The sequence below is a fragment of the Stenotrophomonas sp. NRRL B-14846 genome, from assembly GCF_050473585.1.
Lineage (GTDB): Bacteria > Pseudomonadota > Gammaproteobacteria > Xanthomonadales > Xanthomonadaceae > Stenotrophomonas.
On record NZ_JBFLUN010000022.1, the window covers coordinates 553134 to 576506 of the forward strand.

The window sequence follows — 23373 nt, forward strand, 5'->3', positions numbered from 1 at the left end:
ACCGGGGCTGCATTCCGTGAACGAAAGGCTCACGGCGGTACAGCCTCGTGAAGGCCGTTATTCGGGGGCTTTGAGCCAATCCAGGCGGGTGCTGGCCCCGGGTTCGCCCAGGTGCTGGCGCAGCGCCGGCAGGGCCGGGCCGACCACCCGGTCGAACTGCCAGGGCGGGTTGAGCAGCAGCATGCCGCTGCCGTTGAGGCGCAGCGGTGAGTCGTCCGGGCGCACCAGGAACTCGATCGTCATCGCCGACTTGACCGGCAGGGCGGTGGCCTTGCGCAGGAAGTGCAGGATGGTGCGGCGCTGCTTGATCGGGAACCACACCGCGCAGGTAGCCTGCGGCCAGCGCGCCAGGGTCTCGGCCAGCGCGGCCAGGACGGCCTGGTATTCGGCGTCCTGGGCCTCGTAGGGCGGGTCGATCAGCACCAGGCCACGGCCGATCTTGCTGCCGTTGAACTTCGGCGGCAGCAGCGAACGCAGCAGCGCGTAGCCATCGCCCGGGCGCACATCGACGCGGCTGTCATGGGCGAACAGGGCCTTCAGCGTGGCCGTTTCGGCTTCCTGCAGCTCACAGACCGCCATGCGGTCCTGCGCGCGCATCGCCTGCGCGCTCAGCAGCGGCGAGCCTGGGTAGTTGGTCAGCGCGCCGACCGGGTTGTCGGCCTGCACGGCCTTCAGGTAGCGCTCGACCACCTCCGGCAGCTTGGGCTGGGCCATCAGCCGCATGATCCCGGATTCGGCCTCCAGGGTCTTGCGGCTCTCTTCGCTGGCCAGCAGGTAGCGGCCAGCGCCGCCGTGGGTGTCGAGCACGAAGAACGGGCTGTCCTTGCGCTTGAAGCTGTCGATCAGGGCCAGCTGCACGATGTGCTTGAGCACATCGGCGTGGTTGCCGGCATGGAAGGCGTGGCGATAGTTCATGGGCGGCAGTGTACGGGGCGGCGGCCGCAGCGGCTATGCTGCGCGCCATGACAGCTCCCGTTGCCCATGTCCTGGTGGTCGAGGACGAAGCCGCCATCGCCGAAACCGTGCTCTATGCGCTGCGCAGCGAAGGCTATGCCGCCAGCCACTGCCTGCTGGGCGGCGAGGCCCTGCAACGGCTGCAGGCCGGCGATATCGACGTGGTGGTGCTGGACGTGGGCCTGCCGGACCTGGGCGGTTTCGAGGTCTGCCGGCGGCTGCGCGCGCAGCCCGGGCCGGCGGCGCAGCTGCCGGTGATCTTCCTGACCGCCCGCAACGATGAAGTGGACCGCGTGCTCGGCCTGGAACTGGGCGCCGACGATTACATGACCAAACCGTTCTCGCCGCGCGAGCTGGTGGCGCGGGTGCGTGCGCGCCTGCGTCGTGCGGCACCGGCCGTCGCAGCGCCCCGCGCGGACGCCGGCTGGCAGGAACACGGGGCGTTCGCCATCGATCGCGAAGGCCGGCGCATCCGCTTCCGCGGCCATGCGCTGGACCTGACCCGCTACGAATACGCGTTGCTGGAAGCGCTGCTGCAGCGCCCGGGGGCCATCCTCAGCCGCGCGCAGCTGATGGACCGGGGCTGGGACAGCAGTGCCGACAGCGCCGACCGCACCGTCGACACCCATGTAAAGACGCTGCGCGCCAAGCTGCGTGCGGCCGGTGCCAGCGACGACCCGATCCGTACCCACCGTGGCCTTGGCTACGCGCTGGAGGTCTAGCCGATGCGCCTGGTACTGAAGCTGTTCCTCGGCTTCTTCCTGATCACCGGCATCGCCGCGTTCTTCGTGATGCGCGTGTTCGTCAACGAAGTGAAGCCGGGTGTGCGCCAGGCGATGGAATCGACCCTGGTCGATGCGGCCAACGTGCTGGCCGAGATGGCCGCCGCCGACGTCAAGGACGGCACCATCCGCAGCGGCAGCTTCACCCGCAACCTGGCCAAGGCACGGCAGCGCGACCTGAAGGCGATGGTCTGGCGTTTTCCCAAGCGCTCGCTGGATTACCGGGTGACCATCACCGATGCCAAGGGCATCGTCATCTACGACTCGCTGGGCCGCGACCTCGGGCGTGACAATTCACGCTGGAACGATGTCTACCGCACCCTGCGTGGCGAGTACGGCGCCCGCTCCAGCCCGGAAGTGCCAGGCGAAGAAGGCGATACGGTGATGCATGTGGCGGCGCCGGTGTACGACCCGGCCGACGGCCGCACCCTGATCGGCGTGCTCAGCCTGGCCCAGCCCAACCGCAGCATCGATCCGTTCATCGCCGCCAGCCAGCGCGCCATCATCGAGCGCGGTGCCTGGTTGATCGGGCTGTCGGCGCTGGTCGGCGTGCTGGTGACGATGTGGCTCACCACCGGCCTCGGCCAGCTCAGCCGCTATGCACGCGCGGTCAGCGCCGGCGAACCGGTGCCACCGCCACGGCGCCGCCGCGATGAGATCGGTGACCTCGGCCAGGCGCTGGAAACCATGCGCCGCAAGCTGGAAGGCAAGGCTTACGTGGAACAGTACGTACAGTCACTGACGCACGAAATGAAGAGCCCGCTGGCGGCGATCCGCGGTGCCGCCGAGCTGCTGCAGGAGCCGCTGCCCGAGGCCGACCGCGTGCATTTCGCGCGTAGCATCGTTGATCAACAGGAGCGGCTGACCGAGACCATCGACAAGCTGCTGGCGCTGGCGGAAGTGGAACAGCACGGCTGGCTGCAGACCCGCGATCCGATCGCGCTGCCAACCTTGCTGGCCGATGCGGCAGCGGCGGCGCAGGTGCGTGCGCAGGCGGCCGGCGTGCAGGTCTGCATCGGCAGCGTGCCCGACCTGCGCGTGCAGGGGGATGCCTATCTGCTGCGGCAGGCGCTGCACAACCTGATCGACAACGCGATTGCCTTCTCACCACCCGGCGCGGACATCGCGCTGCAGGCCGAGGTGGACGGGCAGGGCGTGCGCCTGCAGGTAGCGGATCGCGGTGCTGGCATTCCCGACTACGCGCGCGAACGGGTGTTTGAACGCTTCTATTCGCTGGCCCGCCCCGGCAGCGGCCGGCGCAGTTCCGGCCTGGGCCTGCCGTTCGTGCAGGAGGTCGCGCGCCTGCATGATGGTCGCGCCAGCCTCGACGCGCGCGACGGCGGCGGCACCGTGGCCAGCCTGTGGCTGCCGTTGGCACTGCCGGGCCAGCGTCCGCGCCGCTGACTTCACACTCGCTTCAAATTCGCCACAAACCCTGCTCACCGCAGCGGTCCATCCTGCAGCCCTCTCCAACGAGGATGGACCATGAAATCCCTGAAGATGCTGCTGAGGTTCGCCATTGTCGGCGGGCTGATCCTGTTGCTGCTGGTGCCGTTGATGATGATCCGCGGGGTCATCACCGAGCGCAGCCAGTACCGCGACGAGGCCTTTGCCCGGGTGGCCGACAGCCGTGCCGGCACGCAGCAGCTGGTGGGCCCGGTGCGGGTGGTGCCGTGGGTGGAACGCAAGCAGGTCGAGGTGGTTGACGCCCAGGGCAGCAAGAAGATCGAGGAGCAGGTCACCGAGGGCCACTGGCTGCAGATGCCGGCGTCGCTGGAGGTGGGCGGCGAGATGCTGCCGAGCCAGCGCGAGGTGGGCCTGTTCAAGGTGCCGGTGTACAGCTGGAATGGCCAGTTGAAGGCGACCTTCGCCGAAGACGACTATCCGGTGAAGGCCGGCCGTACCTATGGCCAGCCCTATGTGGCGCTGGGGGTTTCCGATGTGCGCGGTCTGGTGGGCACGCCGAACCTGCGCGTGGACGGCAAGCAGCTGCGGTTGCTGCCTGGCGTTGGTGCGGCCAGCGAAATCGGCCGTGGCCTGCATGCGCCGGTGAGCGGTCTTGCCACGGATCAGGGCCTCTCCCTGGCGGCCAGCACCATCGAACTGGAGCTGCGCCTGGACGGCAGCCGCATGCTGTCGGTGGTGCCAGTGGGCGATGACACCCGCATCGCGCTGCGTTCGAGCTGGCCGCACCCGTCGTTCAGCGGCGCCTTCCTGCCCAACGAGCGCCGCGTCGATGCACAGGGCTTCGATGCCCGCTGGGCGGTGTCCTCGCTGGCCTCCGACGCACAGCGCCAGCTGCGCAGCGAGGGGCCGATCGATTCGCAGGCGGTGACGGTGTCGCTGGTCGATCCGGTCGATACCTACACCCAGGCCGACCGTGCCTCGAAGTACGGCGTGCTGTTCGTGGTGCTGACCTTCGTCGGCTTCATCCTGTTCGAACTGATCAAGTCGCTGCGCATCCATCCGCTGCAGTACCTGATGGTCGGCCTGGCGCTGGCGATCTTCTTCCTGCTGCTGATCAGCCTGTCCGAGCACATCGCGTTCTGGAAGGCCTACCTGGTCTCGGCCGTGGCCTGCATCGGCCTGCAGGCGGTGTACCTGGCCAACGTGCTGGGCCACTGGAAGCGCGGCCTCGGCTTCGCTGCGCTGCTGACGGTGCTGTACGGCGCGCTGTATGGCCTGCTGGTGTCGGAGAACAACGCGCTGCTGATGGGTTCGCTGCTGCTGTTCGTGATCCTGGCGCTGGCGATGTGGGTGACCCGCCGGGTCGACTGGTACGCGCTTGGCGCGGACCTGAAGTAAGGAGCACGCCATGAGCTGGCGCCAGGGATTGCGGCAACGGGCACGGCAGGGCATTCCGGCCCTGCTGGAAGTGGATGCACTGCTGCAGGCACATGGCGTGCTGGCGGCCCTGCCGGGGGCACGGATCGCCCCCGGCCTGGTCCGCTTCCAGCTGGCCGCGGTGACCTGCGAGGGATTGCAGGGCAAGGGCCTGGCCTGGTTGCAGGGCGCGCGGCAGGGACGCGGTGCGCTGGCGGGGAAGGTGCCGCGCTACCGGCCATGGAAGGCCGGGGCGGACGCACTGACCGAAATCGGCATCGGTGGCCTGCCCGATGACTGGCCCGCGCATGCGGCGGTATACGGCTGCAGCAGCATCGACCGGAGGCACTGGTTGCTGCTGCTGCCGGAGCGGGCGCAGTTGTGGCTGGGATGGCGTGGGTGAGGTGGCGTGGCAGGTGCGAACCAACCACTCTCCTGTGGGTGCGAACCAACCACTCTCCTGTGGGTGCGAACCTTGGTTCGCACGCCTCCGCGCCGCCCATGACCGATGGGACGGTATCGGCGCGCCCCTGCTGGCTAGACTCGATGGGTTGACGAGCAGGCCGGAAGGCAGGGGTGTGATGTGTTGAAGTGGGGCGTGCTGGCCGTAGCGCTGGCGATGGGTGGCAATGCAGCGGCGCAGCAGCGCGAAACGGTGGACCTGGACATGGTCAGCCGCATCCGCCAGGAGGCCTTCCATCGTTCGCAGGTGATGGACACCTTCAGCTATCTCACCGAACGCATCGGCCCACGGCTGACCAACTCGCCGGCGATGGGCCGCGCCAACGCGTGGACCCGTGGCAAGTTCAACGAATGGAAGCTGGACAACGTCCACGACGAAGCCTTCGATGACTTCGGCCGTGGCTGGGAGTTCACCTCGGCCAGCGTGGAAATGCTGGGTGACCGCATCCAGCCGCTGCACGCGCTGCCGAAGGCGTGGACGCCTGGCACCCGGGGCCCGGTTGAAGGCGAGCTGGTGCAGGTCGAGATCAAGAAGCCCGAGGACATCGAGAAGTACCGCGGCAAGCTGCGCGGCAAGATCCTGCTGCTGGGCGAAGCGCGCGAGTACAAGCGCGGCACCGAGCCGGATTCCCATCGGCATGACGCGACCTCGCTGGAAGGCCTGCAGGAGTTCACCCTGCCGAAGGGCCAGGACGCCACCGCCGAGCGCGCCAAGCGGGTCAAGGAGTACCAGGAACGCCAGCAGCTGGCGACCAGGGTCAATGCGTTCTTCGTCGAAGAGGGCGCGCTGGCGTCGATCAGCATCAGCAGCTGGGACAACGGCATCATCCGCGTTGCCGGTGGCGGTTCGCGCAAGGCCGGCGAGCCGGTCGGCATTCCCGAGCTGGCGATGATCAGCGAGCACTTCAACCCGCTGGTGCGCGCGCTGAAGGCCAAGCAGAGCGTGCGCCTGCGCGTGGATGTGGCCGCGCGCTTCACCGATGAAGCCGACCAGCCGGGCTACAACACGCTGGCCGAGATCCGCGGCAGCAGCAAGCCCGATGAAGTGGTGATGATCGGTGCGCACCTGGATTCCTGGCACAGCGGCACCGGCGCGGCCGACAACGCCGCCGGCGTGGCGGTGATGATGGAGGCCATGCGCATCCTCAAGGCCACCGGCGCCAGGCCCAAGCGCACCATCCGCGTGGCGCTGTGGAGTGGTGAGGAGCAGGGCCTGGTCGGCTCGCAGGCCTATGTGGCCAAGCATTTCGGCCGGTTCCCGGAGCCCACCGACCCGGCGCAGAAGGCGCTGCCGGCCTCGCTGCGCGAACCGACCGGCGCGCTGCAGAAGACCCGCGACTACGGCAAGTTCCAGGTCTACTTCAACATGGACAACGGCTCGGGCCGCTTCCGGGGCATCTACGCGCAGGAAAACCTGGCGGCGATGCCGATCTTCGAGGCCTGGCTGGCGCCGTTCCATGACGTCGGCGCCACCACCGTGGCCACCCGCAACACCGGCAGCACCGACCACATCAGCTTCGACCGCATCGGCCTGCCGGGCTTCCAGTTCATCCAGGACCGGCTGGACTACTTCACCAATGTCCACCACAGCCACCTGGACACCTGGGACCACGCCGAACCGGAAGACCTGAAGCAGGCCGCGGCCATCGTCGCCTCCTTCGCCTACAACGCCGCGATGCGCGAGCAGTCCTTCCCGCGCAAGGTAGAACCGTAAAAGGGGACGGAGGGGATTAAGTCGTATCTCCCCTCCGTTTCCCGGTTGCAGGCCCAGCGGCTGGGCAATCGCGACTTAATCCCCTCCGTCCCCTTTTTCCGCAGGGGGCGGTGGGCTGGTAAAATCGGGGGATTCCCGTTCCTCGAGCCGTCCATGACCTGCCGCACCCGCTTCGCCCCCAGTCCCACCGGCTACCTGCACATCGGTGGTGCCCGCACTGCGCTGTACTGCTGGCTGGAGGCCCGCCACCGTGGCGGCGAGTTCGTGCTGCGCATCGAGGACACCGACCGTGAACGCAGCACCCAGGGCGCGATCGACGCCATCCTGGAGGCGATGGAGTGGCTGGGCCTGGACTACGACGAAGGCCCGATCTACCAGACCGACCGCGTCGCCCGTTACCAGGAAGTGGCCGAGCAGCTGATCGCCGACGGCAAGGCCTACTACGCCTACGAAACCCGCGAAGAGCTGGACGCGATGCGCGAGGCCGCCATGGCCAGGCAGGAAAAGCCGCGTTACAACGGCGCTGCACGCGAACTGGGCCTGCCGTACAAGGACGACCCGAACCGCGTCATCCGCTTCAAGAACCCGCTGGAAGGTACGGTGGTGTTCGACGACCTGATCAAGGGCCGCATCGAGATCGCCAACAGCGAGCTGGATGACATGGTCATCTTCCGCCCGGACGGCTACCCCACCTACAACTTCGCGGTGGTGGTGGACGACTGGGACATGGGCATCACCGAGGTCATCCGCGGCGACGACCACATCAACAACACCCCGCGCCAGATCAACCTGTACGAAGGCATCGGCGCGCCGGTGCCGAAGTTCGGCCACATGCCGATGATCCTCGACGAGCAGGGCGCCAAGCTGTCCAAGCGCACCGGCGCGGCCGACGTGATGCAGTACAAGGACGCCGGCTACCTGCCGGACGCGTTGCTGAGCTACCTGGCCCGCCTGGGCTGGTCGCACGGTGACCAGGAGCTGTTCAGCCGCCAGGAGCTGATCGACCTGTTCGACGTGAAGGACTGCAACTCCAAGGCCTCGCGCCTGGACATGGCCAAGCTGGGCTGGGTCAACCAGCACTTCCTGAAGACCGAGGACGTGGCCGCCATCGTGCCGCACCTGGTCTACCAGCTGCAGAAGCTGGGCCTGGACGTGGCCGCCGGCCCCGCCCCGGAGGACGTGGTGGTCGCCCTGCGTGAACGCGTGCAGACCCTGAAGGAAATGGCCGAGAAGGCGGTGGTCTGGTATCAGCCGCTGACCGAGTACGACGAAGCGGCGGTGGCCAAGCACTTCAAGGCCGGCGCCGAGGTGGCGCTGGGCAAGGCCCGCGAACTGCTGGCAGCGCTGCCGGAATGGACCGCCGAATCGGTGGGCGTCGCCCTGCACGATGCGGCCGCCGCGCTGGAGATCGGCATGGGCAAGGTCGCCCAGCCGCTGCGCGTGGCCATCACCGGCACCCAGGTCAGTCCTGACATTTCCCATACCGTATACCTGGCCGGCCGAGAGCAGGCCTTGAAACGCATTGATGTGGCCATCACCAAGGTAGCAACGGCCTGAGGCATCCTTGCCAGGCCCGAACCGGAGAACACGCATGCCCGCCAAGACCGCCACTGCCTGTACCGCCCCGCACCACCACGTCCACGACGCGTCGGATTTCGTGGCGGTGGTCGAGCGTGTCTCGCGCGAACGCGGGCTGCGCCTGACCCCCATCCGCGCCAATGTGCTGAAGCTGATCGCCGAGGCCGGCAAGCCGGTCAAGGCCTACGAGCTGCTGGAATGGGTGCGCAACGGCAAGGGCGTGGGCGCTGATGCCCCGCCCACCGTGTACCGCGCGCTGGACTTCCTGATGGCCAATGGCTTCGTGCACAAGCTGGAGTCGGTGAATGCCTTCGTGGCCTGCCATCACCCCAGCAGTGCCGCGCACTCGGTGCCGTTCCTGATCTGCAACAGCTGCCACAGCGCGGTGGAACTGGAAGACCGCGAGATCGTCACCCAGCTGGAAAAGCGCGCCAAGGAGCTGGGCTTCCAGCCGCAGGCGCAGACCCTGGAAGTGCACGGCCTCTGCGCGCGCTGCGCCGGGTAACGCAACGGTAGTGCCGGCCGCTGGCCGGCATAGGAGCGGGGTCAGATCCCTTTGCCATTGGCAAAGGGATCTGACCCCGTTTCATGACAAGGCTAGTCCATCGGCTTGCTCGCGGTATCCACCCGCACGATCACCGACATGCCGGGCCGCAGCTGCGCGGCCAGCGTCTGGCCCTCATTGATCGATATCCGCACCGGCAGCCGTTGCACCACCTTGGTGAAGTTGCCGCTGGCATTGTCCGGGCGTAGCACGCTGAACTCCGATCCCGTGGCGGGTGCGATTTCCTGCACGCGGCCGCGCAGCACCTGGCCATGGAATGCGTCCACCGAGAACGTGGCCGGCTGGCCGACGGCCATCCCCCAGGTCTGGCCTTCCTTGTAGTTGGCCACCACCCACAGCGTGTCAGGCACCAGGAACAGCAACTGCGAACCGGCGGCGACGTACTGGCCCACGCGCACGCTGGCTTCGCTGATCTGGCCGTCGCGTGGCGCGTGGATCACCGTGTTGGCCAGGTCGATGCGCGCCAGTTCCAGCTGTGCCTGTGCGCTCTCCACCTGGGCTTCCAGGCTCTTGCGCGCCACCTGGGTCGACACCAGCGTTTCCTCGGCGATGCGGATCTGCGCCTGCGACTGCTGCACGCTGGCCTGCGCCGAGGCCTGGGTGGTGCGGAACTTGTCGCGGTCATTGACCGACACCAGCTGCTGCGCGGCCAGCTCCTCGTAACGCTTGGTCTCGTTGCGCGAGCGCTGCAGTTCGGCCTGGCCGGCCGACAGCGTGGCCTGCGCGGAGGCGATCTGCGCACGATTCTGCGCCTGCGACTGGTCCGAGTTGGCCAATGCTGCGTGCGCACTGTCCAGCGTCGCCTGCGCCTGGGCGACACGCTGCGCATAGATACGGTCATCGATGCGCAGCAGCGGCTCGCCCTGCTTCACATGCTGGAAGTCCTTCACCAGCACCTCGGTCACGTAGCCGTTCACCTGCGGCGCCATCACCGTGATCTGGCCGCGCACATAGGCGTTGTCGGTCACCATCACGCTGCTGGTGAACGGCCACAGGTGCCAGGCGCGCAGGATCAGCGCGATGCCCAGCAAGGCCACCACCACCATCACCACCACGCTGCGCGCGCTGGGCTTGAGGTATTTCGGCGCGACCGCGGGTTCTGCCGGGGTGGGTGCGGGCGCCGCGTCGGTCGGCGGTGGTGGGGTCACGTTGTCGGTGTCGTCGGGGCGGGGCGGGACGGGAGGCATGGGGGGACTCAACGGGGCGCGGCCGGCGTGGCCGTGGTGGAAAGGGCGGGGTGGCGCTTGCGCCACTGCTTGAGCACGGCGGTGCGCAGCGTCAGCAGCAGCAACCAGCACAGGAAGCCGATCGCCAGCCAGCCGCTCAGCGTGAACACATCATTGAAGCCGCGCACGTTGGCTTCGCGGCGCGCGGTCTGCGCCAGCTGCGCGCTGCCCTGCGCGCTGCGCAGCACCGGGTCGGTGATCTGTGCGCTGTACAGCTGCTGCTGGAGGCGCAGGCGCTGCGCCACCACCGGGTCGGCGGGGTCGAGCTGGCTGGTCAGCGCGCTGGAGTACAACTGCTCGCGATGCAGCTGGAAGGTGCCCAGCACCGCCGAACCGGCCAGGCCGCCCAGGGTCTGCGTGATCGACAGCGTCACCAGGAAGGTGATCATGTGGTCCACACCTTGTTTCAACGCGGCTGAGATGCCGAGCATGATCAGCGGGCCCATGAACATGCCGGCACCGACCGAGGCCAGGAACTGGCTGGCGTAGAAGTCGTGAGGCCGGTCCAGGCTGGTGCGGTGCTGGTCGAAGAACGCGGCGGCACCCAGCAGCAGGATCGCCATCAACAGCTGCGCGATCAGCCGTTTCGGGCCGAAGGTCAGCGAGGCGCCGGCGATGCCGACGATCACCCCGGCCAGGATCACCACGAACAGCGGCCGCATCTGGTCCGGCCCCATGCCCAGCGTGCGCATCAGGTTGACCACGCCGTAGGACTGTTCGGTGGTGAGGAAGCGGATCAGGAAGGCGCCGACGATGAAATGCAGCACCGGCAGTGTCGACAGCCAGCGGATCTGCAGCAGCGGATTGCGCCGGTAGTGTTCGATGATCAGTGCGACGGTGGTCAGCGCGATGGAGGCGATCAGCGCCCAGCCCAGCCACGGTGTATTGAGCCACCAGCGCGTATAGCCCTGCGCCAGTACGATCACCAGCAGCGCGACCGCCGGCGCAAGCAGGGCGAAGGTGAGGAAGTCCAATGGCTCGAAGGCCTTCACCTGGATGCCCGGCGGCAGCTTCAGCAGCACCACCGCCGCGAACGCGCACAGGGCCAGGCCGGCTTCGAACGAGTACAGCTGGTGCCACTGGCCGGTATCGACCAGGCCCGGCGATACGATCCAGGCAATCGGCACCGCCAGCTGCGAGAGGCCGACACCGATCACCAGCAGGTTGCCGGTGAACCGCCGTGGCAGCGCCTGCAGCATGTACAGCGTGCCCAGCGTCGAACAGGCCGCGCCAGCGAAGCCGCTGGCAGCACGGGTCAGCATCGTGGTCTCGAAGCTGCCGACGAACAGGTGCAGCACCGCCAGCGCCGCGTACAGGCCCAGGCCGATCTCGGCGAACAGGCGGATGCCGTACTGCTGGCGGAACTTGAAGGCCAGCAGGTTGGCGGTGACATTCACCATCGCATAGGCGGCCACCAGCCAGCTGCCCTGGGTCGGAGTGAGTGCCAGCTGGCCCTGCAGGAACGGCAGGTTGGCGGTGACCAGCGCATTGCCGAGGCCGCCGGTGATCGCCACCAGCAGCGACACCAGGGCGTAAGCCACGCGTCGATAGGGTGGATGCCAGGGCATCGATGCCGAACCGGGCATGGTCGGCTTCTCATGCTCCTCCCAATCCGGAACCGGCTTCAGATACGGCTGGACCATCAGCGGGCCTCGCTGGTTGCTCCCTGGAGACCCCCGCGCAGCAGCTGCAGGGCGCGCCCGGCCAGGTGGGCGCGCTCGTCGCGGGTCTTGCCGCGCAGGGCCGCGCCCAGCATGCCCGAGATCAGTGAAATATCCGTCTTCTCCAGGTCGGCACGGCACAGGCCGGCGGCCTTGGCGCGGGCGATCGGCGCTTCCAGCAGGTCGCGCACGGTCTCGCGCGCGGTGCGCATGGACGGGACGTCGGAGTCGACCGCGCGCCAGTAATCGGCCAGTGCCGGCGAATCGATGATGCGCTGGGCCATGCCCTCGAACACCTCGAACAGGGCGTCGTCGCGGTCGCCGAGCTGTTCGACCTGGCGCCGGATTCGGTCGACCGTACGCTGCAGCAGCGCCTGGATCAGCGCGGTGCGGTCGGGGAAGTTGCGGTACAGGGTGGCGCGGCCCACCTGGGCGCGTTCGACCACCAGGTCCAGCGGGGCGGTGACGCCATGTTGGCCGAACACATGATCGGCGGCGTCGAGGATGAGGGCACGGCGGGCAGCAGCATCGGCACGTTGAGCGGTCATGGAATTATTTTCGGACAAAAGTGTCCGTTTGGCGAGACTTTGAGTGACGGGATTGTCCGGTTGTTGTCGTACGCACATCTTTGTGACGGATGTGTGATGGCGGGGGCGAAATGAAAACGGGGGCCCGAAGGCCCCCGCTGTGTACATGTGGAAGGAGTGGCAAGGAGATCCACGACATGCATGGTCTCGGGCTGGGGTCAGAGCCCATTCCTGCGGAATGGGATCCGACCCCCGGCGTGGTGCAGTAGATCCACGCCATGCGTGGATGGAGGAGAGTCAGAAGAACGCGCGGATGCCGAAAGCGACGCCACGACCCGGCAGCGGCGAGTAGTCGCGCAGCAGCGAGGTATGCGGGCGCACTTCGCGGTTGGTCAGGTTGCTGCCATCCAGGAACACCTCGTAGCTGTTGCTGGCGTTGCGATCCCAGCGGTAGGCCAGGTGCGCATCGACCAGGGTGTAGCCGTTGCTCGGTTCCTCGTTCTGGGCGACGTCCTTCTGGCGGCTGTAACGCACCGCACCGACCGAGGCGCGCCAGCCGTCCTTCGACCAGCGCAGGTCGGCGCCGACGCGGGCCGGAGCGATGCGCGGCAGGTAGCCGGTATTGGCCAGTTCCACCGAGTAGTTGTGGTTGTGGTCGCCGTGCGGCACGGCGATGTCCAGGTTGCGGCTGCCGCTGCCATCCAGCTTGGCCTTCACGTAGTCGCCGAACAGGCGCAGGTCCCAGTCACCGGCGCCGCCTTCGAACAGGTGCACCAGTGCTTCGGCCTCGGCGCCGCGGAACACCGCGTCCTGCTGGGTCCAGGCTCGGACCGGCAGGCCCTCGGTGACGCCGGTGTCGGCCAGGTAGATGAAGTCCTTGAATTTGGTCTGGTAGACCGACGCGGAGAAGTCCAGGCGATCACTGTGGGTATGGATGCCCAGCTCGATGCGCTGGCCGCGCTCGGTCTTCAGGTTGGCGTCGCCGATTTCCAGAGAGCGGGTGGCGATGTGCGCGCCGGCGGCATACAGCTCTTCGTTGGTCGGTGCACGCTCGGAGCTGTCTACGCCGATGCGCAGGTCAACGGCGTCGTTGAGCTTCCAGATGCCGGCGGCAGAGAGGTTGGTGGCGCCGAAGGTGCGGCGTCGGTAGTCACCGGTCGGGTCCAGCTTGACCTGGTCGTGGCGGCCGCCCAGTTCCAGCTTGAACGGGCCGAACTGCTTCTCCTGCAGCACGAACAGGCCGATGTTCTTCGTGCCGGTATCCGGCACGAACGCCTCTTCGCCCTTGGCGCCGAAATCACTGTTGCCGAACTGCAGGCCGAAGGCACCGTCCCAGCCGCCGATCTGCTGCTGCACGGCTTCCAGGCGCGCCTCGATGCCACGGTTGGTGAAGCGGGTGGACGGCGTGCCGGCCTCCAGCTCCACGTGCTCGTAGTCGGTGTAGGCCACGCGTGCGTTGATGTTCTTCAGGAACGAGACGGGGTTGTAGATGCCGGCCTTGGTCTCGAAGCGGTTCTGCACCATGTCGATGCGCACATCATGCTCGTCGCCGCCTTCCTCTTCATCGCCATGGTCGTGGCCGTGGTCATGGCCATGATCATCACCATCGGCATGCACGTGCGCGCCATTGGGAATGCCGTAGTTGGTGCGGTAGGTGCTGGCCGACACACCGAAGTAGCCGCCGTCGCCCAGCCAGGTTGCGCCGACGCCACCGGCGCGGGTGCGGATCGAACTGTTGTCGAGGCGGCCCCGGCGCGGCTCTTCGCCCTCGGCCGCATCATGGTCGTGATCGTGGTCATGGTGGTCTTCAAGGCTGTCGATCACCGCGTAGCCGGGAATGCGGTAGTCGTCGCCATTGCGCACCAGGCCATCCACGTGCAGCACGACATTGCCGCTGACACCGTCGAGGCGGAACATGCCGCTGCGTTCGTTGTTCACCGAATTGCCACGCAGCTCGGCGCGGCCGCTGAGCGGGCGCTCCGGCAGTTCGCGCGCGATGCGGCCATCGACCACATTGACCGCACCACCGATGGCGCCGCTGCCGAACAGCAGCGTGGCCGGACCCTTCAGCACTTCGATCTGGTCGGCCAGGAACGGCTCGATGCTGGTGGCATGGTCGGCGCTGACCGTGGAGGCATCCATGTTGCCCATGCCGTTGGACAGCACGGCCACGCGCGGGCCTTCCTGGCCGCGGATGATCGGGCGGCCGACGCCAGGGCCGAAGAAGGTGCTCTGCACGCCGGGCAGCTTGGCCACGGTATCGCCCAGGGTGCCGGCCTTCTGCTCGTCCAGGCGCTCACCGGCCAGCACGTCCACCGGGCGCGCCAGGGATTCGGCATCGCCCTGCAGCGGCGACGCGGTGACCTGCACCGACGACAGCTCGGTCAGGTGGCGGTCACGATGGGAGGTGTCCTGGCCGGCTGCAAAGGCGACGGACGGCAGCAGGGCAGCGAGGGCCAGGGCCAGGGAATGCGGCTTGAGCCGAGGAGTGTGGGCGGGCATGGGCAGGTCCTTTGTTACAATGTATCAATCGCGGGGCGCACGAATCCCGTCGATGGGACAGGGGGAGGGAAACCGTGCGGGTCGGAGAGGGATGTTATATTATTCCATAACGATTCGCCGACCCTGCTGGAAGTCATGTCCCTGTCCTCACGCCTGCGCCACCTGCTCGACCGTTTCGGTGCCACTGGTTCGATGCTGTGCGCAGTGCATTGCGCGGTGATCCCCGTGCTGCTGGCGGCGGCGCCGTCGCTGGGCCTGTCGTTCTGGCTGAGCGATGGCGTGGAACAGGCGCTGGTGGTGTTCGTGACCCTGCTCGGGCTGTTCAGCCTGGTCTGGGGCTATCGCCGCCACGGTGCGCTGCGCGCGCTCGGCTTCCTGATCCCCGGCCTGGTCGCGCTGTGGGCCGGCGTGCTGTACGACCCGCTGCACCACAACGCGGTGCCACATGCGGTGGTGATGACCATCGGCGGCCTGCTGGTGGGCGTTGCCCACCTGGTCAACCTGCGCCTCAACCACGGCCACGTGCACGACGCGAGCTGCGCGCACTAGCCCCGCCGTGATAGGATTTCCGATCGTGCGCGGGGGCGCCCAGCAAGGCGGCCCCGCCGAACCCGTGTCAGTACGGGGTAACCAGATTTCACACTTGAGGAGTTGAAGACATGGGTAAGGGTGACCGCAAGACCGCCAAGGGCAAGCGCTACAACGCCAGCTACGGCAACGCCCGTTCGCACACCGCGAGCAAGGTCGCCGTAGGCGCCGCCGCCCCGGTTGCCAAGAAGACCGTGGCCAAGGCTCCGGCGAAGAAGGCTGTGGCGAAGAAGGCCGTCGCCAAGGCCTGATCCGGCCGACCGACCGGTCCAAGGAAAACGCGGCGCCTGGCGCCGCGTTTTTTTATGCACGTTCTTGTAGAGCCGAGCCCATGCTCGGCTGGCGCAATGCAGCCGAGCATGGGCTCGGCTCTACAGGAGCGTCAGCGCAGCGTCTTCTTCAGCGTCTCCGCATTGCCGTCGTTCGGCGCGGCCGGAATCTGCAGCAGGTGGGCCAGCAGCGGATAGACGTCGACATTGTCGAAGCCGTCGATCACCAGGCCCTGGCGGAACGATGGGCCACTGGCCACGAACACCGCACGCATCGACGGCAGGGCATTGTCGTAACCGTGCGAGCCCCGGTCCTGGTGGACGCGCTTGGCGAGCTTCTGCTGGTGCAGCGCGTCCCAGCCTTCATCCATGTTGCAGATGATGGCCGGAATGCGCGGGTGGGTGCCGTAGTGCCAGCGTGCCGGCAGGTTCTCCTTCTTCCAGCACTCGTAGTGCGCGTGGCGGCCGAGCAGGGCCCGTTCGGCCTCCGCCTCACGACCGGCCACTGGCGCGAAGCCCACCGACTGGCCCTGGCTGACATTGCGTGCGATGGCCGGATCGACCATCGATTCGGTGGAAATCACCTGGCTTTCCGGCACCGATGCCATGCCGTGGTCGGATACCACGATCACATTGGTGGTGGCGGCCAGGCCGCGTTGCTGCAGGCCGTCGAGCACCTGGCCGACGATCAGATCGGCGCGTACGATCGCGTCGGCGTACTGCTTCGACCCGGGGCCGTAGTTGTGGCCGGCCTTGTCCACGTGCTCCATGTACAGCGTGGTCAGGCGGGGAGCATCGGCATCGGTCTGTGCCAGCCAGTCGAGCACGATGCCCGCGCGCTGCTCCAGCGGTTCCTTGCCGTCGTAGACGCGCCACTGGCTGGGGCGCACACCCCGGATTTCCGATTCACTGCCCGGCCACGACGTGGTGGCGGTGCGCACGCCGGCATTTTCCGCGCCGACCCAGATTGGTTCACCCCCCCACCAGCGGCTGTCGGTCACCGCTTCACGGTTGCCCAGTTCGAAGCGGCCGAGGGCTGCGTCGTCCATGCTGTTGTTGACGATGCCGTGGTGATCCGGACGCAGGCCGGTGACGATCGTGTAGTGGTTGGGGAAGGTCAGGGAAGGATAGGACGGCGTCATCCAGCGGGCGCGCACGCCGCCGTCGATCATCCGCTGCAGGTTCGGGGTCAGCCCGCGGTCCAGCGCATCGGCGCGCAGGCCGTCGATGGAGATCAGCAGCAGCTTCGGCGGCGTAGCCGCAGCGACGGATGTGGGAACGGAGGCGGTAGGGGCGGGCGCAGTGGTGCAGGCAGCCAATGGCAGCAGCAGCGCCAGCGAACAGGTCAGGCGTACGGAAGTCATCTGCTCATGATAAGCCGGTGCAATGACGTACCAAAGACACGCCGCGCTATCGCGCGCCGTGTCCGCGCATTTTTCCTTATCCCCGCGCCGTCGGCGCGCCCCCTTGAACAACAAGGGGGCTTTCCACCAGACAGATTCCAGATGTCTCCATCCACGCATGGCGTGGATCCAACGTGTCGACCAAGGTCGACACCTACCAGCGGCCGCGCAGTACGCCGTCCCGGCAGATCGCAGGAACCTGTCGAAGGCGGGGTGGGTCCGGTTGCGGGGGTGTCCGCGGCATGGATGCCGCGGCCAAGCCCCCAAGGGTGAGGGCGCTTTGCTTGCGAAGCACTGCTTCGCAAGCGCCCGAACGCACAGCCGCCAGCGGCTGGGCCGGACCCCGGAGGGGGGTTTACGGCGTGTCCTGCCCACCCATACCGCCCCGCCCAACGCGTAGAAAATCGGAGCCGTATTGGCTCTTGACCTTGCCGTTGCCTCTGCGGGTGCCGGGCGCAGCCCGGCCAGCCCTCTCAGGCGAACAGCGGGGCCTGGCGCTGTTCCAGTCGCAGCAGCGCGGCCTTGGTTTCCAGGCCGCCACCGAAGCCGGTCAGCGCGCCGTTGCTGCCGATCACGCGGTGGCAGGGCAGGATGATCGGCAACGGATTTCGACCATTGGCCGCGCCCACCGCGCGGGTCGCGCTGGGTTGTCCCAGATGCTGCGCCAGCTGCAGGTAGCTCCAGGTCTGGCCGAACGGAATCAGCGCCAGCGCCTGCCACACGCGCAGCTGGAACGGCGTACCACGCGGCGCCAGCACAAGGTCAAAGCTGTTGCGCTCGCCGTGCAGGAACTGCAGCAGCTGCTCGCGCGCTTCCGGCAATGCATCCGGTGCGTAGTGCCAGTCATCGCGCCCGCGTGCGGGGTGGCGGTTCTCCGGGAACAGCACATGCGAAAGGCCACGCTCGTCGCCGGCGATGGTCAACACGCCGATCGGACTGTCGAAACGATCGAACAACAGGGTCATGTCGGTTCTCCAACGAAAGTGCCGGACAGGTGCCACAGGTGCAGCACGGCATAGGCGCGCCACGGGCGCCACGGCTGCGAGCGCGCTTCGGTCGCGCGCTCGCTCAGGCGCTGGCCCTGCGCGTGGCCGAGCACCTGCTGCAGTACAAGATCGCCGGCCGGGAAGGCATCGGGTTGGCCGAGGCCACGCAGGGCGATGTACTGCGCGGTCCATGGGCCGATGCCGGGCAGTGCCACGCAGCGGGCAACAAATTCTTCCAGCGCCTGGCCGGGCCCGAAGTCGAGCTGGCCATTGGCGCAGGCAGTGGCCAATGCGCGCACGGTGGCGGCGCGGCTGCGCGGCAGGCCGATCGATTCCAGTGGCGCCTCGGCCAATACCTCGGGTGCCGGGAACTGGCGATCGAAGTCGGACGGCATGCCCGGCAGGTGCGCGCCATAGGCATCGACCAGCCGCCGCGCGAAGGTGGTGGCTGCGGCAACCGTGACCTGCTGGCCGAGCACCGCACGCACGCCGACCTCGAAGCCATCCCAGCCGCCGGGCACGCGCAGCCCGGGGCGCTCGGTGATGCCACGCGCCAGCAGCGGCTCCTCGCCGAGCGCGGCATGCACCTGCTGCAGATCGGCATCAAGGTCGAAGACACGGCGCACGCGGCGCACGATGTCCGGGATCAGGCGCGGATCCACCGCACCCAGCTGCAGGCGCAGCTCCGGGCGCTTCGGGTCTGCAGTGACGCGCAGCAGGGTGGGGCGCTCCGGCGTGCCCAGCACGCGCTGGTAGCTGTCCTCGCCGATCAGTTCGATGCCGGGCAGGCTGCGCTTGCGCAGGAACGCCAGCATGCGCGGGAAGTCCAGCGGTGGACGGTAGCCCAGGCGCAGCACCAGGCCGCCATCGTCGGCGGCCAGCGGTTGATGCTGGCGGCGCAGTGCGGTGGGCGCCATGCCGCAACCCTGCAGGAACGCGGTATTGAAACGGCGCAGGCTGTTGTAGCCGGCGGCCAGCGCGACGTCGGTCACCGCCAGCGTGGTTTCGGTCAGCAGCTGCTTGGCCAGCAGCAGGCGATGGGTGGCATGGATCTGCCCGGGCGTCGCGCCCAGGTGTTCGACGAACAGGCGCTGCAGCTGGCGCGCGCTGAGGCCGAGCTTCGTTGCAAGATCGGCCACCGGCTGCTCCTGCAGGAAGCCGCCATGGATCAGGGCGAGGGCGCGCTGCACGGTCTGCCCGGCCAGTGCCTGCTGGGCCTGTGGTGCCAGCTCCGGGCGGCAGCGCAGGCACGGGCGATAGCCGGCGGCGGCAGCGGCAGCGGCGGTCGGGTAGTAGGTGATGTTGCGCGGCTTCGGGGGCGGTGCCGGGCAGACCGGGCGGCAATAGATGCCGGTGCTGCGCACGGCGGTGAAGAACACGCCGTCGAAGCGTGCGTCGCGGGCCAGGCGGGCGCGGTCGCAGGCGGCGGTGTCGAGGGCGAGGGCGGTGTCCATGGCGCCAGTCTAGGCGGGTGCGGGTGGCAATACTCGCCATATTCGGACATGGATGCTGAAGGGGGTCAGGCCGGGCTGCACCCGGCACCCGCGGTAGTGTCGGCCGCTGGCCGGCAACGGCAACGGCAACAGCAACGGCAGAAGCAGAAGCTGGTTTCCTGGCGGGAGGCGGTGTGGGTCCGGTTGCAGGGGACGCTGCAAGTACGTCCATGTAAGCTCGGTCGCGCCATCCATGGCGCTCACGCCCCTGCAACCGGACCCACCCCGCCTTCGACAGTTTCCCGCGGTCTGCCGGAAGGGCATCCCGCTCTGGTAGGTGTCGACCTTGGTCGACACGCTTTCCCAAGGGTCAGAAGGGGTTCAGTGCCACGCGCTGAATGCGCGGCCTGGACGGGTAGACTGTCGCTCTTGCTCCCATCAATCCCGGTTGCCCGATGTCCGCCAAATTCCGCTGGTTGCCCCTGTTGTGCCTGGCCCTGGCGGGCTGCAGTCAGCTGGAGAATCCGGGCAATGTGACCGCTGCCGACAAGGCGGCGAGGGCACCGGCCAGCGATGGCGAGAACATGGTCTCGATCAATGCCGCCGACGCGCCACCGCCGCCGGCACCGCCGCGCAGCCAGGCGGATCGGCCGTGGCCGCAGGCGCAGTTGGAAAATGGTCGTGCCTGGGTCAGCTGCAGCACGGAATATGCCGGTGATGCCGGCGACGGTGTCGAACTGGAAGGCCTGCAGCGCGAGCAGATCACCCAGGCCCTGGCGCCGTGTGCCGAGCGTGGCCTGATGCGCGTGCGTTACGCCGGCAAGATCAATCCGGGCTTCGCCGAAATGATGTGGCGGCTGGCGGTGGTTGCTGACGAGCAGAAGATCCACAAGCGCATCCTCGATCTGGATTCCAGCGGCGGCCAGGTGGAGTCGGCGATCGTCGCCGGTGACAGCATCGGTGAATCGGGCTGGACCATCTGGGTGCGCGAAGGCTCGATCTGCCACAGCGCCTGCGTGTTCGTACTGGCCGCCGGTGACAACCGCCTGCTGTCGGGCAAGGTCGGCATCCACCGCATGATGCGCATCAGCTCCAAGGCCACCTCGCGCGCGGAACTCAACCGCGAACTGCACGAGGTCTACGACAACGTGAAGGATTATCTGCAGCGCAATGGCGTGGCGGTGGGCGTGGCCGATCTGATGATGACCGTGCCCAACCGCAGCCTGCGCCTGCTGACGCCGGATGAGCTGCGCCAGTACGGACTGGATGGCACCAACGCGGTGCAGGACGATCTGGAACGGATCAAGCAGATGCGCGCCTGCGGCGATGACTTCGTGCAGCGCAAGGACGCGTTCCTGATCGCCTTCGACCAGCAGTGCAAGCGCGAAGGCGCCGACATGGAATCGATCAACAGCTGTGGCCAGGCCCTGAAGCAGCGCTTCGGCTTCCCGGATGCGGTATGCCCGGAAGAGAGCCCGCTGTCTGAAATCGATGTGGCGACGCTGCCACCGGCACCGTCCGAGCCGCCGCCGGTGGCCGAACAGGCCCCGGCCGCAACCGGCACGCCGGCCGCGCAGGCCGCGCAGGCCGACGCCGCAGTGGTGGAAGGCAGCGCCCACGCGCGCTGACGAATGGCTCACCGCGCTGGCGTAGACTGCGGTTCTTTCCCGAGAACCGGCGGTGTCCATGAAGCGCGTGCTCCTGCTGCTGTCCCTGCTGCCCCTGACCGTGTTGGCGCAGACGCCTGCGCCTGCCACGCCTGCACCGGCTCCGGCACGCCCGGCCCCTGCCTCGCCAGCGGCCGCGAAGCCCGCTACCGCCGGTTCCCCTGCGTTGACCGCTGCACAGCAGGCGCAGGTGCAGAAACAGGACGCGGAAATGGGCGCCGCCGCGGTGAAGGCAGCGCAGCTGGTCGATGCCAACCGCGCCGGCGAATTGTGGGATGGCGCCTCCGCCGTCGCGCGCCGTGCAGTACCGAAGGCCGCCTTCGTCAGTCAGCTGACCACCGAACGCACGCGCCTGGGGGCGCTGGCCGGGCGTGGCCAGCCGACCATCACCCGGGTCAAGTACAGCGCCGGTGCCGCAGTGCCGGAGGGGCTGTACATCAACGTCAGCTTCCCGACCCGTTTCGCCAACAGCGCGCAGCCGGTACGTGAGCTGGTGTCGTTCCGTTTCGACGAAGACCAGGTGTGGCGCCTGGCCGGTTACAGCCTGCGTGCGTCGGCACCCTGAGGAGATGAACGATGGCAACTGAACTGACGATGCTGGCCTGGTCGGTGCTGCTGGGCTTCGTCTACATCTTCGCCACCTCCACCGTGGTCACCCGCGAGCGCGGGATGAAGTGGAATGCCTCGGCACGGGATGGCGACGCAAAGCCGGTCAGCCCGCTGGCCGGTCGCCTGCAGCGTGCGCAGGCCAACTTCCTGGAAACCTTCCCGTTCTTCGCTGCGGCTGCGATCGCGGTGGTGCTGGCCGGGCGCGGCAACGACACCACGGCGCTGGCCGCGCAGGCCTACTTCTGGGCGCGCGTGGCCTATCTGCCGCTGTATGCCACAGGCGTGCCCTACGTGCGCAGCCTGGTCTGGGCGGTGTCGCTGCTGTCGATCCTGGCGCTGGTGTTCGCACTGCTGTGAGCCGGGCCTGATCCAGATCAAGGCCGGTCAGGTGCGTGGCGCTATGCTGCCCGGACTGGATCATTGGCGGGAGGCGCGCATGCGCAGGATGGACGTGGTGGTGGTCGGCGCCGGACCGGCAGGTCTGTGCTTCGCGCGCGCGCTGGCCGGCAGCGGCCTGCAGGTCGGGCTGGTTGAAGTGCAGCCGCGCCAGGCCCTGGCAGAGGCCGCCTTCGATGGGCGCGAGATCGCGTTGACCCATGCCTCACGACAGAGCATGGAACAGCTGGGGTTGTGGCAGCGCCTGCCGCACGCCGAAATAGCTGAACTGCGCGATGCCAAGGTGATGAACGGCGGATCGCCATTCGCGCTGACCTTCGCCAGCAGCCAGGTCGATGGCCAGCCGCTGGGCTGGCTGGTGCCCAATCATCTGATCCGCCGCGCTGCTTGGGATGCCGTGCAGGGCCAGGACGGCCTGGAACTGTTCGACGGGCGCAAGGTGCTGGGCGTGCAGGCCGATGCGCAGGGCCACGTGGTCAAACTCGATGACGGCAGCCAACTGCACGCGCGCTTGCTGGTCGCCGCCGACAGCCGCTTCTCCGCCACTCGCCGCATGCTTGGCATCGGTGCGCAGATGCGCGATTTCGGCAAGTCGATGCTGGTGTGCCGCATGCAGGTCGAGCGCGACCATCACCACACCGCGTGGGAGTGGTTCGGCTACGGCCGCACCATGGCGTTGCTGCCGCTCAACGAGGGCCAGGCGTCGGCGGTGATCACGCTGCCACCGCGGCAGATCGAAGAGCTGCTGGCGATGGACGAGGTGGCGTTCGGTGAGGCCATCAGTGCCTGCTTCGAACACCGCCTGGGCCGGATGCAGCCGGTGGCCACGCCGCAGGCGTATCCGCTGGTGGGGGTGTACGCGCATCGCTTCGTCGGCGAGCGTTCGGCGCTGATCGGTGATGCCGCGGTGGGCATGCATCCGGTCACCGCGCATGGCTTCAACCTGGGCCTGGCCAGCGCACAGCGGCTGGCGCAGGCCATCGTCGCGCAACAGCGCCGTGGCGCCGACATTGCCGCCGCCGGCATGCTGGCCAGCTACCAGCGCGGTCATCGGCTGGCATCGCGTCCGTTGTACGAAGCCACCAATGCGATCGCCAGCCTGTACACCGACGACCGCCGCCCGGCACGCCTGCTGCGTGCGGCCGGCCTGCGCCTGGCGCAGGGCGTGGCACCGTTCAGGCAGCTGATCGCCTCGCACCTCACCCAGCGCGTGGCCTGAACAGCTTCA

General features: G+C 68.0%; 21 protein-coding genes. 13 read left to right on the top strand and 8 right to left on the bottom strand.

Annotated features, from left to right (window positions below):
- Nucleotides 1-57: 57 nt before the first annotated feature.
- Complete coding sequence (locus AB1281_RS04680) at nucleotides 58-915, bottom strand: 23S rRNA (adenine(2030)-N(6))-methyltransferase RlmJ (RefSeq protein ID WP_049446337.1); 858 nt, start codon at nucleotides 913-915, stop codon at nucleotides 58-60.
- A gap of 35 nt (nucleotides 916-950) precedes the next feature.
- Here AB1281_RS04680 and creB point away from each other — a divergent pair, with 35 nt between their 5' ends.
- From creB to AB1281_RS04715, 7 genes are all read left to right on the top strand, one after another.
- Complete coding sequence (creB, locus tag AB1281_RS04685) at nucleotides 951-1676, top strand: two-component system response regulator CreB (protein ID WP_135967690.1); 726 nt, start codon at nucleotides 951-953, stop codon at nucleotides 1674-1676.
- 3 nt (nucleotides 1677-1679) lie between these two features.
- Entirely contained in the window at nucleotides 1680-3140 is a 1461-nt protein-coding gene (gene creC / locus AB1281_RS04690) for a two-component system sensor histidine kinase CreC (protein WP_075674971.1), read from the top strand.
- Between the two features lie 81 nt (nucleotides 3141-3221).
- On the top strand, nucleotides 3222-4541 hold the full coding sequence (gene creD / locus AB1281_RS04695; protein WP_430345184.1) for a cell envelope integrity protein CreD: 1320 nt from the start codon (nucleotides 3222-3224) through the stop codon (nucleotides 4539-4541).
- A 10-nt stretch (nucleotides 4542-4551) separates the two neighbouring features.
- Complete coding sequence (locus tag AB1281_RS04700; RefSeq protein ID WP_430345185.1) at nucleotides 4552-4962, top strand: hypothetical protein; 411 nt, start codon at nucleotides 4552-4554, stop codon at nucleotides 4960-4962.
- Between the two features lie 180 nt (nucleotides 4963-5142).
- The gene (locus AB1281_RS04705; RefSeq protein ID WP_430345186.1) at nucleotides 5143-6735 is read left to right on the top strand and encodes a M20/M25/M40 family metallo-hydrolase; all 1593 of its coding nucleotides are present in this window, start codon (nucleotides 5143-5145) and stop codon (nucleotides 6733-6735) included.
- A 153-nt stretch (nucleotides 6736-6888) separates the two neighbouring features.
- Complete coding sequence (gene gltX, locus AB1281_RS04710; protein ID WP_262084530.1) at nucleotides 6889-8292, top strand: glutamate--tRNA ligase; 1404 nt, start codon at nucleotides 6889-6891, stop codon at nucleotides 8290-8292.
- Nucleotides 8293-8326: 34 nt separating this feature from the next.
- Nucleotides 8327-8818, top strand: a complete 492-nt coding sequence (locus AB1281_RS04715; protein WP_004150412.1) for a Fur family transcriptional regulator — start codon at nucleotides 8327-8329, stop codon at nucleotides 8816-8818.
- Between the two features lie 92 nt (nucleotides 8819-8910).
- Here AB1281_RS04715 and AB1281_RS04720 read toward each other — a convergent pair whose 3' ends face one another.
- The 4 genes from AB1281_RS04720 to AB1281_RS04735 all read right to left on the bottom strand — a co-directional run bounded on the left by AB1281_RS04720 (nucleotide 8911) and on the right by AB1281_RS04735 (nucleotide 14794).
- Nucleotides 8911-10065, bottom strand: a complete 1155-nt coding sequence (locus tag AB1281_RS04720; RefSeq protein WP_430345187.1) for an HlyD family secretion protein — start codon at nucleotides 10063-10065, stop codon at nucleotides 8911-8913.
- 8 nt (nucleotides 10066-10073) lie between these two features.
- A complete protein-coding gene (locus tag AB1281_RS04725; protein ID WP_164119433.1) occupies nucleotides 10074-11747 on the bottom strand; it encodes an MFS transporter in 1674 nt (557 codons plus the stop codon).
- Nucleotides 11747-12313 (bottom strand): TetR/AcrR family transcriptional regulator, encoded by a 567-nt coding sequence (locus AB1281_RS04730; protein WP_430345188.1) that lies wholly within the window; start codon nucleotides 12311-12313, stop codon nucleotides 11747-11749. The genes AB1281_RS04725 and AB1281_RS04730 overlap by 1 nt, the downstream gene beginning before the upstream one ends.
- A gap of 276 nt (nucleotides 12314-12589) precedes the next feature.
- Nucleotides 12590-14794 carry a TonB-dependent receptor gene (locus tag AB1281_RS04735; RefSeq protein WP_075674965.1) on the bottom strand — a complete coding sequence of 735 codons (2205 nt, stop codon included), beginning with the start codon at nucleotides 14792-14794 and terminating at the stop codon, nucleotides 12590-12592.
- A gap of 135 nt (nucleotides 14795-14929) precedes the next feature.
- Between AB1281_RS04735 and AB1281_RS04740 the strand changes: the two genes are divergently transcribed.
- Nucleotides 14930-15343 (top strand): MerC domain-containing protein, encoded by a 414-nt coding sequence (locus AB1281_RS04740; RefSeq protein ID WP_008264835.1) that lies wholly within the window; start codon nucleotides 14930-14932, stop codon nucleotides 15341-15343.
- A gap of 110 nt (nucleotides 15344-15453) precedes the next feature.
- The gene (locus tag AB1281_RS04745; protein ID WP_004150462.1) at nucleotides 15454-15633 is read left to right on the top strand and encodes a 30S ribosomal protein THX; all 180 of its coding nucleotides are present in this window, start codon (nucleotides 15454-15456) and stop codon (nucleotides 15631-15633) included.
- 131 nt (nucleotides 15634-15764) lie between these two features.
- Here AB1281_RS04745 and AB1281_RS04750 read toward each other — a convergent pair whose 3' ends face one another.
- The 3 genes from AB1281_RS04750 to AB1281_RS04760 all read right to left on the bottom strand — a co-directional run bounded on the left by AB1281_RS04750 (nucleotide 15765) and on the right by AB1281_RS04760 (nucleotide 19494).
- Nucleotides 15765-17015, bottom strand: a complete 1251-nt coding sequence (locus AB1281_RS04750) for an ectonucleotide pyrophosphatase/phosphodiesterase (protein ID WP_430345189.1) — start codon at nucleotides 17013-17015, stop codon at nucleotides 15765-15767.
- Between the two features lie 512 nt (nucleotides 17016-17527).
- Complete coding sequence (locus AB1281_RS04755; protein WP_005408696.1) at nucleotides 17528-18019, bottom strand: methylated-DNA--[protein]-cysteine S-methyltransferase; 492 nt, start codon at nucleotides 18017-18019, stop codon at nucleotides 17528-17530.
- Nucleotides 18016-19494 carry an AlkA N-terminal domain-containing protein gene (locus AB1281_RS04760; RefSeq protein WP_430345190.1) on the bottom strand — a complete coding sequence of 493 codons (1479 nt, stop codon included), beginning with the start codon at nucleotides 19492-19494 and terminating at the stop codon, nucleotides 18016-18018. Before AB1281_RS04760 ends, AB1281_RS04755 begins: the two co-directional genes overlap by 4 nt.
- A gap of 434 nt (nucleotides 19495-19928) precedes the next feature.
- Between AB1281_RS04760 and AB1281_RS04765 the strand changes: the two genes are divergently transcribed.
- The 4 genes from AB1281_RS04765 to ubiM all read left to right on the top strand — a co-directional run bounded on the left by AB1281_RS04765 (nucleotide 19929) and on the right by ubiM (nucleotide 23364).
- Nucleotides 19929-21101, top strand: coding sequence for a hypothetical protein (locus tag AB1281_RS04765; RefSeq protein WP_430345191.1), 1173 nt, complete (start codon nucleotides 19929-19931; stop codon nucleotides 21099-21101).
- 58 nt (nucleotides 21102-21159) lie between these two features.
- On the top strand, nucleotides 21160-21705 hold the full coding sequence (locus AB1281_RS04770; RefSeq protein WP_075674960.1) for a DUF4019 domain-containing protein: 546 nt from the start codon (nucleotides 21160-21162) through the stop codon (nucleotides 21703-21705).
- A gap of 11 nt (nucleotides 21706-21716) precedes the next feature.
- Nucleotides 21717-22106, top strand: a complete 390-nt coding sequence (locus AB1281_RS04775; protein WP_430345192.1) for an MAPEG family protein — start codon at nucleotides 21717-21719, stop codon at nucleotides 22104-22106.
- Between the two features lie 79 nt (nucleotides 22107-22185).
- Nucleotides 22186-23364 (top strand): 5-demethoxyubiquinol-8 5-hydroxylase UbiM, encoded by a 1179-nt coding sequence (gene ubiM, locus AB1281_RS04780; protein WP_430345193.1) that lies wholly within the window; start codon nucleotides 22186-22188, stop codon nucleotides 23362-23364.
- Nucleotides 23365-23373: the final 9 nt, after the last annotated feature.

Coding starts and splice junctions, on each gene's coding strand:
- AB1281_RS04680 (WP_049446337.1), bottom strand. CDS start 915: ATGAACTATCGCCACGCCTTCCATGCCGGCAACCACGCCGATGTGCTC.
- creB (WP_135967690.1), top strand. CDS start 951: ATGCTGCGCGCCATGACAGCTCCCGTTGCCCATGTCCTGGTGGTCGAG.
- creC (WP_075674971.1), top strand. CDS start 1,680: ATGCGCCTGGTACTGAAGCTGTTCCTCGGCTTCTTCCTGATCACCGGC.
- creD (WP_430345184.1), top strand. CDS start 3,222: ATGAAATCCCTGAAGATGCTGCTGAGGTTCGCCATTGTCGGCGGGCTG.
- AB1281_RS04700 (WP_430345185.1), top strand. CDS start 4,552: ATGAGCTGGCGCCAGGGATTGCGGCAACGGGCACGGCAGGGCATTCCG.
- gltX (WP_262084530.1), top strand. CDS start 6,889: ATGACCTGCCGCACCCGCTTCGCCCCCAGTCCCACCGGCTACCTGCAC.
- AB1281_RS04715 (WP_004150412.1), top strand. CDS start 8,327: ATGCCCGCCAAGACCGCCACTGCCTGTACCGCCCCGCACCACCACGTC.
- AB1281_RS04720 (WP_430345187.1), bottom strand. CDS start 10,065: ATGCCTCCCGTCCCGCCCCGCCCCGACGACACCGACAACGTGACCCCA.
- AB1281_RS04725 (WP_164119433.1), bottom strand. CDS start 11,747: ATGGTCCAGCCGTATCTGAAGCCGGTTCCGGATTGGGAGGAGCATGAG.
- AB1281_RS04730 (WP_430345188.1), bottom strand. CDS start 12,313: ATGACCGCTCAACGTGCCGATGCTGCTGCCCGCCGTGCCCTCATCCTC.
- AB1281_RS04735 (WP_075674965.1), bottom strand. CDS start 14,794: ATGCCCGCCCACACTCCTCGGCTCAAGCCGCATTCCCTGGCCCTGGCC.
- AB1281_RS04740 (WP_008264835.1), top strand. CDS start 14,930: ATGTCCCTGTCCTCACGCCTGCGCCACCTGCTCGACCGTTTCGGTGCC.
- AB1281_RS04745 (WP_004150462.1), top strand. CDS start 15,454: ATGGGTAAGGGTGACCGCAAGACCGCCAAGGGCAAGCGCTACAACGCC.
- AB1281_RS04750 (WP_430345189.1), bottom strand. CDS start 17,015: ATGACTTCCGTACGCCTGACCTGTTCGCTGGCGCTGCTGCTGCCATTG.
- AB1281_RS04755 (WP_005408696.1), bottom strand. CDS start 18,019: ATGACCCTGTTGTTCGATCGTTTCGACAGTCCGATCGGCGTGTTGACC.
- AB1281_RS04760 (WP_430345190.1), bottom strand. CDS start 19,494: ATGGACACCGCCCTCGCCCTCGACACCGCCGCCTGCGACCGCGCCCGC.
- AB1281_RS04765 (WP_430345191.1), top strand. CDS start 19,929: ATGTCCGCCAAATTCCGCTGGTTGCCCCTGTTGTGCCTGGCCCTGGCG.
- AB1281_RS04770 (WP_075674960.1), top strand. CDS start 21,160: ATGAAGCGCGTGCTCCTGCTGCTGTCCCTGCTGCCCCTGACCGTGTTG.
- AB1281_RS04775 (WP_430345192.1), top strand. CDS start 21,717: ATGGCAACTGAACTGACGATGCTGGCCTGGTCGGTGCTGCTGGGCTTC.
- ubiM (WP_430345193.1), top strand. CDS start 22,186: ATGCGCAGGATGGACGTGGTGGTGGTCGGCGCCGGACCGGCAGGTCTG.